Origin of the sequence: Streptomyces sp. NPDC002680 (assembly GCF_042889145.1) — a bacterium.
GTDB lineage: Bacteria > Actinomycetota > Actinomycetes > Streptomycetales > Streptomycetaceae > Streptomyces > Streptomyces adonidis.
The window spans coordinates 565330-576979 of record NZ_JBIAQP010000001.1; the positions used below are offsets into that span (position 1 = coordinate 565330).

General features: G+C 70.4%; 12 protein-coding genes. 3 read left to right on the plus strand and 9 right to left on the minus strand.

Going from position 1 to position 11650, the window contains the following annotated elements; genetic code table 11:
- Positions 1–6: 6 nt before the first annotated feature.
- The 5 genes from ACFYXF_RS02465 to ACFYXF_RS02485 are packed head-to-tail and all read right to left on the minus strand — an operon-like array spanning position 7 to position 6186.
- Positions 7–420 (minus strand): cobalamin B12-binding domain-containing protein, encoded by a 414-nt coding sequence (locus ACFYXF_RS02465; RefSeq protein WP_389347284.1) that lies wholly within the window; start codon positions 418–420, stop codon positions 7–9.
- Positions 420–1997 (minus strand): methylmalonyl-CoA mutase family protein, encoded by a 1578-nt coding sequence (locus ACFYXF_RS02470; protein ID WP_389347286.1) that lies wholly within the window; start codon positions 1995–1997, stop codon positions 420–422. The genes ACFYXF_RS02465 and ACFYXF_RS02470 overlap by 1 nt, the downstream gene beginning before the upstream one ends.
- Entirely contained in the window at positions 1994–3421 is a 1428-nt protein-coding gene (locus tag ACFYXF_RS02475; protein ID WP_389347289.1) for a FadD3 family acyl-CoA ligase, read from the minus strand. Before ACFYXF_RS02475 ends, ACFYXF_RS02470 begins: the two co-directional genes overlap by 4 nt.
- The gene (locus ACFYXF_RS02480; RefSeq protein ID WP_389347291.1) at positions 3418–4596 is read right to left on the minus strand and encodes an amidohydrolase family protein; all 1179 of its coding nucleotides are present in this window, start codon (positions 4594–4596) and stop codon (positions 3418–3420) included. Before ACFYXF_RS02480 ends, ACFYXF_RS02475 begins: the two co-directional genes overlap by 4 nt.
- Positions 4597–4632: 36 nt before the next feature.
- Positions 4633–6186, minus strand: coding sequence for an AMP-binding protein (locus ACFYXF_RS02485; protein ID WP_389347294.1), 1554 nt, complete (start codon positions 6184–6186; stop codon positions 4633–4635).
- Positions 6187–6251: 65 nt separating this feature from the next.
- Between ACFYXF_RS02485 and ACFYXF_RS02490 the strand changes: the two genes are divergently transcribed.
- The 3 genes from ACFYXF_RS02490 to ACFYXF_RS02500 all read left to right on the plus strand — a co-directional run bounded on the left by ACFYXF_RS02490 (position 6252) and on the right by ACFYXF_RS02500 (position 9055).
- Positions 6252–7250, plus strand: coding sequence for a 2Fe-2S iron-sulfur cluster-binding protein (locus tag ACFYXF_RS02490; RefSeq protein WP_389347296.1), 999 nt, complete (start codon positions 6252–6254; stop codon positions 7248–7250).
- 64 nt (positions 7251–7314) lie between these two features.
- On the plus strand, positions 7315–8037 hold the full coding sequence (locus ACFYXF_RS02495; protein WP_389347299.1) for an enoyl-CoA hydratase/isomerase family protein: 723 nt from the start codon (positions 7315–7317) through the stop codon (positions 8035–8037).
- A 109-nt stretch (positions 8038–8146) separates the two neighbouring features.
- Positions 8147–9055 (plus strand): alpha/beta hydrolase fold domain-containing protein, encoded by a 909-nt coding sequence (locus ACFYXF_RS02500; protein WP_389347301.1) that lies wholly within the window; start codon positions 8147–8149, stop codon positions 9053–9055.
- Here the strand turns inward: ACFYXF_RS02500 and ACFYXF_RS02505 are convergent.
- The 4 genes from ACFYXF_RS02505 to ACFYXF_RS02520 all read right to left on the minus strand — a co-directional run bounded on the left by ACFYXF_RS02505 (position 9009) and on the right by ACFYXF_RS02520 (position 11581).
- Entirely contained in the window at positions 9009–9575 is a 567-nt protein-coding gene (locus ACFYXF_RS02505) for a TetR/AcrR family transcriptional regulator (RefSeq protein ID WP_389347304.1), read from the minus strand. The two genes, ACFYXF_RS02500 and ACFYXF_RS02505, sit on opposite strands and share 47 nt — an antisense overlap.
- Before the next feature lie 163 nt (positions 9576–9738).
- A complete protein-coding gene (locus ACFYXF_RS02510) occupies positions 9739–10050 on the minus strand; it encodes a DUF1330 domain-containing protein (protein ID WP_389347306.1) in 312 nt (103 codons plus the stop codon).
- Positions 10051–10085: 35 nt separating this feature from the next.
- Positions 10086–10274, minus strand: a complete 189-nt coding sequence (locus ACFYXF_RS02515; protein WP_369031676.1) for a ferredoxin — start codon at positions 10272–10274, stop codon at positions 10086–10088.
- Positions 10271–11581 carry a cytochrome P450 gene (locus ACFYXF_RS02520; protein WP_389347309.1) on the minus strand — a complete coding sequence of 437 codons (1311 nt, stop codon included), beginning with the start codon at positions 11579–11581 and terminating at the stop codon, positions 10271–10273. The genes ACFYXF_RS02515 and ACFYXF_RS02520 overlap by 4 nt, the downstream gene beginning before the upstream one ends.
- Between the last annotated feature and the right edge of the window lie 69 nt (positions 11582–11650).

Genomic DNA, 11650 nt, shown 5'->3' on the forward strand with positions numbered 1-11650 from the left:
CGGTTCCTACGAGCCCGCGACCGCGTCCCCCGTCGTCAGCGCCCGCATCTCCGCCACCAGCACGTCGAGCGGCGTACCGGTCGGGAAGACCGCCGCCGCGCCCGCCGCCCGCATCCGGGGTACGTCGGCCGGCGGGATGGTGCCGCCCACGACGACGGCGATGTCCTCGGCCCCGGCCGCCCGCAGCGCCTCGACCACCCGGGTGGTCAGGGCGAGATGCGCCCCGGAGAGGATGCTGAGCCCGACCACGGCCACGTCCTCCTGGACGGCGGTCGCCACGATGGTGTCGACGCGCTGGCGGATGCCGGTGAACACGACCTCGAAGCCGGCGTCGCGCAGCGTCCGCGCGACGATCTTGGCCCCTCGGTCGTGACCGTCCAGGCCGGGCTTGGCGACGAGAATCCGAGCCGCCGCGGCCATCAGAACACCACCGGCTGCTGGAACTCGCCCCAGACCGCCTTCAGCGCGGCGACCATCTCCCCCACCGTGCAGTAGGCGTTGGCGCAGTCGATCAGTACGGGCATCAGGTTCTCCGTCCCGTCCGCCGCGCGCGCCAGCCGGGCCAGTTGCTCCCGTACCAGGGCGGCGTCCCGTGTGGCCTTCACATCGGCGAGGCGCTTCAGCTGCCGGTCGCGGCCCTCCGCGTCCAGCTCGTAGGTTGCGAGGTCCGGCGGCGGCTCGTCGGAGACGAAGCGGTTGACGCCGACGACCGGGCGCGTGCCCGCCTCGACGTCCAGGTGCAGCTGGTAGGCCTCGTCGGCGATGAGTCCCTGGAGGTAGCCGTCCTCGATGGCGCGGACCATGCCGCCGTACCGCTCCAGGTCGTCCATGATCTCGACGATCCGTGCCTCGGTCGCGTCGGTGAGCGCCTCGACGAAGTACGAGCCGCCGAGCGGGTCCGCGACCCGGGTCACACCGGTCTCGTGGGCGAGGATCTGCTGGGTGCGCAGGGCGAGCGTCGCCGAGTCCTCGCTGGGCAGCGCGAACGGCTCGTCCCAGGCTGCCGTGAACATCGACTGGACGCCGCCGAGCACGGAGGCCAGCGCCTCGTACGCCACCCGGACGGTGTTGTTCTGGGCCTGGGGCGCGTACAGCGAGGCTCCGCCGGCCACACAGCCGAAGCGGAACATCGACGCCTTGTCGGTTGTCGCCCCGTACCGCTCCCGGACGATCGTGGCCCAACGCCGCCGCCCCGCCCGGTACTTGGCGATCTCCTCGAAGAAATCGCCGTGCGTGTAGAAGAAGAAGGAGATCTGCGGGGCGAACTGATCGACCGTCATCCGGCCGCGCTCCAGCACCGTGTCGACGTACGTCACCCCGTCGGCGAGCGTGAACGCCATCTCCTGTACGGCGTTGGCGCCCGCGTCCCGGAAGTGCGAACCGGCGACCGAGATCGCGTTGAAGCGCGGTACCTCGGCGGCGCAGAACTCGATGGTGTCCGCGATCAGTCGGAGGGACGGCTGGGCGGGCCAGATCCAAGTCCCCCTGGACGCGTACTCCTTGAGGATGTCGTTCTGGATCGTGCCGGTGAGTTTCGCGCGCGGCACGCCCTTGCGTTCGGCGGCGGCGACATAGAAGGCGAGCAGGATCGCCGCCGTGCCGTTGATGGTGAAGCTGGTGCTGATGTTGTCGAGGGGGATGTCCTCGAAGAGGATCTCCGCGTCGGCGAGGGTGTCGAGGGCGACGCCGACCCGGCCGACCTCCTCGGTGACTTCCGGGTCGTCGGAGTCGTATCCGCACTGCGTGGGCAGGTCCAACGCCACCGACAGTCCCGTACCGCCCTGTTCGAGGAGGTAGCGGTAGCGGCGGTTGGACTCCTCGGGAGTGCCGAAGCCGGAGTACTGGCGCAGAGTCCACAGCCGTCCCCGGTAGCCGGTCGCGTAATTGCCGCGCGTGAAGGGGAAGTTGCCCGGCTCGGGGGGCTCGCCACTCAGGTCGGCGGGTCCGTAGACCGCCTGGAGCGGGATGCCTGAGGCCGTTTCGTGCGGTTGGGTCATCGCAGCTGGTCCTTCATCACCTTGCCGGTGGCGTTCAACGGCAGTTCTTCGAGGAACTCCACGGACCGGGGCGCCTTGAACCCGGCCATCCGCTTACGGCTCCAGGCGATCAGTTCGTCCGCCGAGACGGGTGCGCTGCGGACGACGTACGCCTTGCCGACCTGGCCGAGCCGCTCGTCCGGCACGCCGATCACGGCAGCCTGGGCGACGGCCGGGTGTTCGAGGAGGAAGCCCTCGATCTCGGCCGGGTAGGCGTTGAAGCCGCCCACGATGAACATGTCCTTCTTGCGGCCGACGATCCTCAGGTGCCCCCGGTCGTCGAGGGTGCCGAGGTCTCCGGTGTGCAGCCAGCCGTCCGCGTCGATCGTCTCGGCGGTGGCGGCGGGATCGTCGAGGTAGCCGCGCATGACGCTGTAGCCGCGGATCAGGACCTCGCCGTCGGTCGCGACGCTCACCTCGACGCCCTCGCAGGGGGTGCCGACGGTGGTCGCGATGTCTTCGAAGGAGTCTCCGGGGCGGGAGGCGGTGGCCGTGCCCGCCTCGGTCAGGCCGTACCCCGTCATGATGTGCTCGAAGGGCAGGTCGCTGACGATCCGGCGGATCAGTTCGACCGGGATGTCGGCTGAGCCGGTCACCGCCACCCGCAGGGAGGACAGGTCGTGCCGGTCCCCCGCCGCGAGGAGCGAGTGATAGAGCGTGGGCGGACCGGGCAGGACCGTCACCTTCTCGCGCTCCACCAGGTCCAGGACACGGTCCACGTCGAAGACGGGTACGGGCAGGATCGTCGCGCCCCGGATCAGGGAGGCGATGCAGCCCGCCTTGTAGCCGAAGATGTGGAAGAAGGGGTTGACGATCAGATAGCGGTCGCCCTCCCGCAGGGTCGCCAGGTCGCACCACTCCCCGTACAGGCGGAGCGTCTGGGCGTGGGTCATCAGGACGCCCTTGGGCCGCCCGGTGGTCCCGGAGGTGAACGTGATGTCGCTGACGTCGTCACCGCTCACCGCCCGCTCGAACGGCGAACCGCTCGCCAGGAAGCCGGACTTGAGGTCGATCACGGGCACGCCCGGCGGGCCCTCGAAGTCGAGCCCGAGGAAACCCGCCTCCACCAGGACGAGTTTGGCGCCGCTGCGGCGGACGATGTCGTGGGCCTCGTCCGCCTTGAACCGGGTGTTGACCGGGACGAGCACCCCGCCGGCGGTGAGCAGCCCGAAGGCGGCGACGATCCACTCGGCGGAGTTGGGCGCCCAGATCGCGACCCGGTCGCCCTTCCCGATCCCGGCCGCGGCGAAGGCGCCCGCGGCCGTGCGGACCCGGTCGACCAACTCGGCGAACGTGAGCCTGAGTTCGCCGTCGACGACCGCTTCGGCGTCGCCGAAGCGGTCGGCCGCGCTCAGCACCATCCGCGGGATGGTCTCCCAGTTCATTCCGGGATCAGCCTGGAGAGGTTGCCGCCCATGATCTTGGCCTGGTCCGTCACGCTCAGGTGCTGGATCGCGTCGACGTAGCTCTGCGGCTGGGCCAGGCCCTCGGGGTGCGGGTAGTCCGAGCCGAACAGCACCCGGTCCACGCCCATCAGGTCGACGAGGTCACCGAGGTCGTCCTCGTAGAACGGGCTGACGTGGATGCTGTCCTTGACTGCCTGTACCGGGTCGCCGAGGAACTCGTTCGGCATCTTCTTGTAGACGTCACGGAGTTGGTCGAGTAGCGGTGCCACCCAGGAGGAGCCGTTCTCGATGAGCGCGATCTTCAATCCCGGGACCCGGAACAGGGCGCCGTGGCACACCCAGGCGGCGACCGCGTCCTGGATCGGCCGCCACTCGGACACCGTACGGAAGGCGTTGGGCTTGAACGGGAGCATCTCGTTGGTCCCGCCCTCCCAGTCGCTGGTGTAGCGGGCGTAGCCGCTGTCCGAGGAGTGCATCGCGACCAGTACGCCGGTCTCGACGGCGCGCTTCCAGAACGGGTCGAACTCGGGGGCCGCGAAGGAGCGCGAGCCGCCGTAGCCGGGGACCGGGGCGGGGCGTACGAGGATCGCGCGGGCGCCGCGCTCGACCGCCCAGTTCAACTCCGCTATCGCCTTCTCGACGATGGGCAGGGTGATGACCGGGGTGGTGAGGATGCGGTCCTTGTAGTTGAAGCCCCACGTCTCGTACAGCCACTCGTTGAGCGAGTGGATCACCGCGTGGATCAGTTCGGGATCGTCCCGCATCCGCTCCTCGATCAGGCTGGCGAGCGTCGGGAACATCAGCGTGCGCTGCACACCCAGCTCGTCCAGCAGCTCCAGCCGGGGCCCCGGTTCACGGAAGGCGGGGATCGAGCGCATCGGTTCGCCGAAGATCTCGCGGCGGGTCTTCCCGTCCGGGTTGCCGAACTTGAAGTAGTCCTCCATCGCCCCGGGGCGGGCGACCACCTCGAAGGTGGGGTTGGGGATGTACTCGCTGATCTGCCCCCGGATCGCGATCTTCGTACGGCCGTTCACCTGCACGTACTGGATCGCGCCTTCGTATTGCTTGGGGAGGTGCCTGGTCAGCGCCTCTTCGGTCTCGTACAGGTGGTTGTCCGCGTCGAAAAGCGGATACGGCAGCTCGCGCGACGGCATTGAGATCCTCCTTCGCAGATTGCGAGAATCTTATTCTCACTTCTTACGACCCGCAATGTCCTTGCGGAGAACGAACTTCTGAACCTTGCCGCTGGCGGTGCGCGGGAACTCGTCGACGACGTGCAGTTCCTCCGGCCACTTCTGCCGGGCGAGGCCCTCGCGGTCGAGGTGGGCGCGCATCTCGTCGAGCGTGGGCGCGGGGTGACCGGGTTTCAGGCGCAGGACGGCCGCCGCGTGTTCGCCGAGCCGCTCGTCGGGGGCGGCCACCACCGCGGCCTCGGCGACGGCCGGCAGGGCGAGCAGCACCTCCTCGACCTCCAGCGCGCCGATGTTCTCGCCGCCCCGGATGATGATGTCGGCCTTGCGGTCGGTGATCGTGAGATAGCCGTCGCCGTCGATGACCCCGATGTCGCCGGTGCGGTACCAGCCGTCGGCGTCGAAGACCCGCTCGGTCAGCGCGGGGTCGGTGTAGCCGAGGCAGAGATCCGGTCCCCGGCTGAGGATCTCGCCGTCCTCGGCGAGCCTGATCTCGACGCCGGGGAGGCAATCGCCGTCGGTGTAGAGCCGCTTGGCCTCGGGCGCGGTGTGGCGGGAGCCGGTGATCGAGGGGTGCTCGGTGCTGCCGTACGAGCGGAAGACGGTGATGCCGAGCGCCGCCAGCCGGTTGGTGACGGCGGCCGGGACCGCCGAGCCGCCGAGGCCCGCGTACTTCATGCCGGCGAGATGGGCGGGCGTGAAGTCGGGGTGGTCGAGGAGGCTCGCCATGTAGTACGCGGCGCCACCACCGACCGTCAGCCCGTCGCTCCTCATCAGGCCGAGGGCCGCGCCGGGGTCCCAGGCGTCGGCGAGGTTCACCGGGGTACCGTCCAGGACGGGGATGAGGAAGGCGTTGATCATGCCGATGAAGTGGCCGACGGGCGCCGAGGTGAGCTGGCGGCCCCGGTCGGGCGGGTAGAGCCCGGCCAGTTGGCGGGTCTCGAAGCCGAGCGTCTGGTGGCTGTGCACGACTCCCTTGGGATCACGGGTCGTTCCGGAGGTGAACGCGACCAGCGCCGGGCTCGCCGGGTCCGTCGGGAGGACACCGGGGAGGGGTTCGTCGGCGAGCAGGTCGTCGAAGTCCCGTCCGACGACACCGACCACCGGCACGCCCGCGCTCAGGTCGGGCTGGTGTTCGAGGTGGCCGAAGCGGGCGGCTGTGACGAAGACGCGGGGCCGGACGGCGTCCAGGATGTAGCCGACCTCCTTGCGCCCGTAGAAGTGGACGACCGGTACGACGACCGCGCCGAGGAAGGCCGACGCCCAGAAGACCGCCGCCGCCTCCATCCAGTTGGGCAGCTGGAACGCGACGACGTCACCGGGACCCACCCCGCGCGCCCTGAGCCCGGCCGCCAGGCGGCGCGCGACACGCTCGACGTCGGCGAACGTTCCCGTCCAGGGCCGTACCGCCGAGTGCACGCGGAACTCCGTGTCGGGGGCGGCTGCCAGACCACGAGTCAGCAGGTCGCCGAGCGTGTCGGGGGTCCACCAGCCCTCCACCTCATAGCGCTTGGCCAGCTCGGCGGGGACCGTGCGTGTGGGGATGGTTCGCATCGCGGGAACTTCCTCCCTTGTGACGAGAATTGCACTCTCGCAGAGGGAGAAGGTAAATTCCATACATGGTACGAGACCACGGTTTCCACCCGGTCCGGATCAAGCGGATCGTCCAGGAGACAGCCGACACGCGCACCTACGTGCTCGACGCCCCCTTCCCCTATCGCGCCGGGCAGTTCCTGACGGTACGAGCGTGCGGCACCCTGCGCAGCTACTCGATGTCGAGTTCCCCGGACACCGACAGCGAGTTGATGACCACGGTCAAGCGGGTGCCGGGCGGTCTGGTGTCGAACTGGATGCACGACCGCCTCGTCCCCGGCGATCTCATCGAGACGACGTCTCCGGCGGGGGTCTTCTGTCTGCGCGAGGGGACGGCCCCTCTGGTCGCCCTCTGCGGCGGCAGCGGGGTCACACCAGTCCTCTCGCTCGTGAAGTCCGCGCTGGCCACGACCGGGCGGCGGGTGCGGGTCCTGGCCGCCGACCGGGACCCGGGCTCGGTCATCTTCGGCGACACGCTGTCCGAGCTGGCGCGACGGCATCCGGGCCGGTTCGAGATCCGCCACCACCTCGACGACGCTCAGGGGCTGGTCACCGGCGCCGAGATACAGGCGTTCGTCGGGGACGATCTGGACGCGGACTTCTATCTCTGCGGTCCCGCGCCGTTCATGGAGCTGGCCGAGAGCACGCTTCTCGCGCAGGGGGCCGACGCCGGGCAGATCGTCGCGGAACGCTTCACCCCGGCGCCCGAGGTACCCGAGGAGCCCGCGGAAGCCGTACCGGAGACCGGCGGCGGCACGGTCACCGTCGTCCTCGCCGGGAAGCGGCGCACGGTCGACCAGCATCCCCGCGAGTCACTGCTGGAGAGCGCCCGTCGGGCCGGCCTCATGCCGCCCTTCTCCTGCGAGATGGGCAACTGCGGCACCTGCATCGCCCGGCTCACCGAGGGCGAGGCCAAGATGCGCGTCAACAACGCCCTGGACGACGACGAGGTCGCCGAGGGCTGGGTCCTGACCTGCCAGGGCGAACCGGTGACCCCGCACGTCACCGTCGAGTACGAGTCCTGAGTACGCGACACGAGAGCCGAGTGCGAGACCCGAAGCCCGCGCCCCACCGACCGAAGAGGCACACATGGTTGATCTCGAACTCGAACTGGACGAGGGTCTGGCGGTCATCACCATCAACCGCCCGCACGCCCGCAACGCCATCGCACCGGCCACCATGGACGAGCTGGACAAGGCCCTCGACGCGGCGGCGGGCGCGCGGGCCCTGGTCATCACGGGCGCGGGCGAGAAGGCCTTCGTGTCCGGCGGCGACCTCAAGGAACTCGCCGCGATCCGCACGGAGGAGGAAGCACTGGCGATGGCCCTGCGGATGCGCGGCGTCTGCGACCGGCTCGCCGCCTTCCCCGGACCGGTGATCGCCGCCCTCAACGGGCACGCCTTCGGCGGCGGCGCCGAGGTCGCGGTGGCCGCCGACATCCGGATCGCGGCCGACGACATCAGGATCGGCTTCAACCAGACGGCCCTGGCGATCATGCCCGCGTGGGGCGGCGCCGAACGGCTCGCCGCGCTGGTCGGCAGGGGCCGCGCACTCCTGCTCGCGGGCAGCGCGCAGATCCTCGACGCGCCGGAGGCCGAACGCCTCGGCCTGGTGGACCGGGTGCTCCCCCGGTCCGCCTTCGAGGAGGGCTGGCGCACGCTGGCCCGCACACTCGCCACCCGCCCGGCACAGGAGATCAAGCGGGTGGTGTCGGGAGACCTGACTGCGGACGAGGCGGCCCGCGCCTTCGCCCGGCTGTGGGTGTCCGACGAGCACTGGCAGGCAGCGGAAAGGGTGATGTCCCGTGGATGACACACGAGTTGAGACCGCAGGCGGATACGGCGCCGCCGGGTTTGCCACAGAGGCGGACACCGACCGCCCACCCGCGTCCACACAGCCCGACTCGACCGATACACGAGTGGTGGAACCCGATGCGAGGGCAACCGGCCCGGCACGGGCCCGGGTTGCGACCGCGCACCGATCCGGCGACCCCGCCGTCCTGACGCAAGCCCGCACCGACCGCCCGCACACCCCGTCCCAACCCGCCCCCGCCCAGCCCGACTTGACCGACGTCCGCACCGAGCCGGGTGGCGCGGCGGACGAACTCGGCCCCGTGCGCGTCGAGTCGAGCCCGATCGGGCCGATCGTGCGCCCTACGGACCCCACCGATCTCGTGATCCTCTATCTGCACGGCGACCGGCATCTCTCCGGCACCCCGGAGTCGGCGCTCGACCTCGCCGAGCGGCTCGCGCTGCGTACGGGCGCGGTGGTCGTCTGTCCGCGCTACCGCAGCTCGTTCCCGGGCGCCCTGGACGACGTACACGCGGTGTACGACTCCTGCCGGGCCCGGGGTCCGGTGGCGCTCGCCGGGGAGCGGCTCGGGGGCGGGCTGGCGGCGTCGCTGCTGGTGCGGTTGCGGGACATGGGGGCGGCGGCGCCGCAGTGCGCGGTGCTCGGGTCGGCGCTGCTGGATCTGACCCTGGACGCGCCGAGCCTGTTGTTCAACGCGGCGGCCGAGCCCTCCTTCGACGTCGACGAACTCCGGCTGCGGGCCGCCCTCTACGCGGCCGGCACCGAGCCGACGAACCCGCTGCTCAGCCCGTTGCACGCCAATCTGCACGGGCTGCCGCCGGTGCAGCTGCTGGTCGCGGGCACCGATCCGCTGCTGGACGACTCGCTCGGGTTCGCCGCCCGCGCGGCCCGCTCCGGGGTGACCGTGGATCTGCGGGTCCGGGAGGACGCGGAGCGGCTGCGGCCCGAGGCGGTGGCGGCCATGGCCGGGTTCATTCTGGCGTGGACCCGATCAGAAGGGTCATCACGTCCCGCATGATCTCGGGGTAGTCGGACTGCTCGTCGTCCAGCAGCCACTGCAACTGCATGCCGTCGAGCATCGCGACCAGGGCGCTCGCCGCGGCGCGCGGGGTGAGGCCGCTGGGCAGCCGGTCGCCGAAGAGCTTGGTCAGATGGGCGACGGTGTTGTCCTGGATCGATCGGTAGTGGTCGTGGCAGAACGCGTGGGCGGGGTCGTCCCCGACGATCCCCTCCGCGATCAGCACGCTGTGGATCTGGACGAGCCCGGCGTTCTGGTGGTCGTACGCGACGACCTCGGCGACCAGGTTCGGCAGGTCCAGGTCCGCGTGGCCGGCCAGGTGTTCGCGGGCGAGGTCCTCGCGGCGCTGGAGAAGGGCGTGCAGGAGGCGCTTCTTGCTGGGGAAGTAGTGCAGGACGCCCTGCCGGGTCAGGCCCGCGCGTTCGGCGACCGCGTCCATGGAGGTCCTTCTGTAGCCGCGCTCGGCGAACACCTCCAGGGCAGCACCCAGGATCTCCTCGCGCCGGGTCGTCGTCTCCACGCGTCACCCTCTCCGCCACTGGCACACCGATGTGACAGTACGGTCACCACACCACACATTCGGCCCTTTCGGCCACTGGCGGTCGGCGACGGTTTTCGGCAGGGTGCGCCGGAAACGCCAACGCCCGCCGGTAGGCGGGCGCTGGCTCGGTTCCTGGCCGGTGTCAGCCGTTCCCGGCAGGCGGCTCGAATCCGGCGACGATCACCACGTTGGAGTCGGCCGCCGCCTGCCGCAGCGGCTTGGCCTTCGCGTACTCGGCGGACTCGTACCAGGCACGGGCCGCTTCCACCGACTCGAATTCGAGGACGACGGTCCGGTCACCGTGCCACTCGCCCTCCAGCGCCTCCGCCCCGTCGTGGACGGCCAGGATCTTCGCCCCGTGCGCCGCCAGCGTCGCCCCGGCGGCGCGGGCGTAGGCCTCCATGCCCGCCGGGTCCTTGATGGCTTCGGTGACGATCACATACCCCTTGGGCATCGCCAATTCCTCTCGGCTCACTGTGCAGTTGGGCCTCAGCTCAACACGATGGCCCGTTCGGGGCAACTGCTTACCGCCGTGCGCACCGCGCTCTCGTGCTCGGCGGGAACCTCTGGCAGCAGCACCTCGGCGTACCCGTCGTCGGTGAGGTCGAAGACCTCCGGGCACAGCGTCCAGCACACGCCGTGCCCCCGGCAGCGGTCCTCGTCAACGGCGGCCTTCATCGGGCGGGCTCCTCTGCGAGGGTGAACTCCAGGCCGAGGCGGGTCAGTCCGCGCAGGATGTACGTCGGCAGGTACCGGTACCGGCGGGCGTCGGCCGGGCCGTGCACGCTCTCGGAGATCCTGATGTCGGACGTACGGTCGAGGATGTGTTCGATGGCCACGCGGGCCTCGGCGCGGGCGAGGGGCGCGCCGGGGCAGGTGTGGACGCCACGGCCGAACGCGAGGTGATGGCGGGCGTTGGCACGGGTGGCGTCGAAGGTCTGCGGGTCCTCGAAGTGGCGGGGGTCGCGGTTCGCGGCGCCGTTGAGGACCATGAGCGTGGTGCCGGCGGGGATGTCGACCCCGCCGACGGTGGTCGGGGTGCGGGAGAGCCGGAAGTCGCCCTTGATGGGGCTCTCCATCCGGAGCGCCTCCTCGATGAAGTTCGGGACGCGGTCCCGCTCGGCACGCAACAGCGCCTGGATCTCGGGCTGTTCGGCGATCACCTTGAGCGCGTTGCTCAGCAGCCGGACGGTGGTCTCCTGACCGGCCGCGAAGAGGTTGGTCGCGACACGGGCGACGTCGGCGACCTCGGGGGTCGAGCCGTCCGGGAAGGTGGCGATGGCGAGGCCGGTGATCACGTCGTCGCGAGGCTCGCGGCGGCGGTCCTCGACGTAGGCGGCGAACCGGTCGTACAGGTACTCCAGCGGGGTGTGCGACATCTCGCCACTGGTGCTGCCGACACCCGGGTCGCCGTGCGGCCGGTTGAGCGCCTCGACGAACTCGTCCCGGTCGGCGTCGGGGATGCCGAGCAGGTCGGTGATGACGCGCAGGGTGAAGGGCCCGGCGAAGCCGCCGATGAAGTCGCCCCCGCCCGCGGCCAGATACTCGTCCAGCTGGGCGTCGGCGAGGTGCCACATGGACGCCTCGTTCTCCTTGAGGCGCCTCGGCGTGATGAGCCGCATCAGCAGCCCGCGGTGGGCCGTGTGCATGGGCGGGTCGAACGTCGGCAGCTGGTCGCTCATCGGGAGTTCGTCCCGATGGCGCTCGATCAGCTCGCTGACGTCGTCGCCCTCCAGCGGGACCGGGAACCCCGGGAAGGGCCCGGTCACCGACACGCACGACGAGAACGTCTCGGAGTCGCTGAAGACCTGCACCGCCTCGTCGTACCCGGTCACCATCATCACGTCGTGATGGCTCTCGCGCTGTACGGGGCACTGTCCGCGTAGAGCCTCGAAGTAGGGGTAGGGGTCCGCGACGGGGCCCTCGTCCCGGAAGAAGTCGATCGCGTCGAAGTCGTTCACGGCCTGTACGGCTCCCTTCGTCACCCTGACTCCGGACGATATCAATGCTCTTCAATAATGAGAAGGGCGTTTCCAATTGTGGGAATCGGCTGG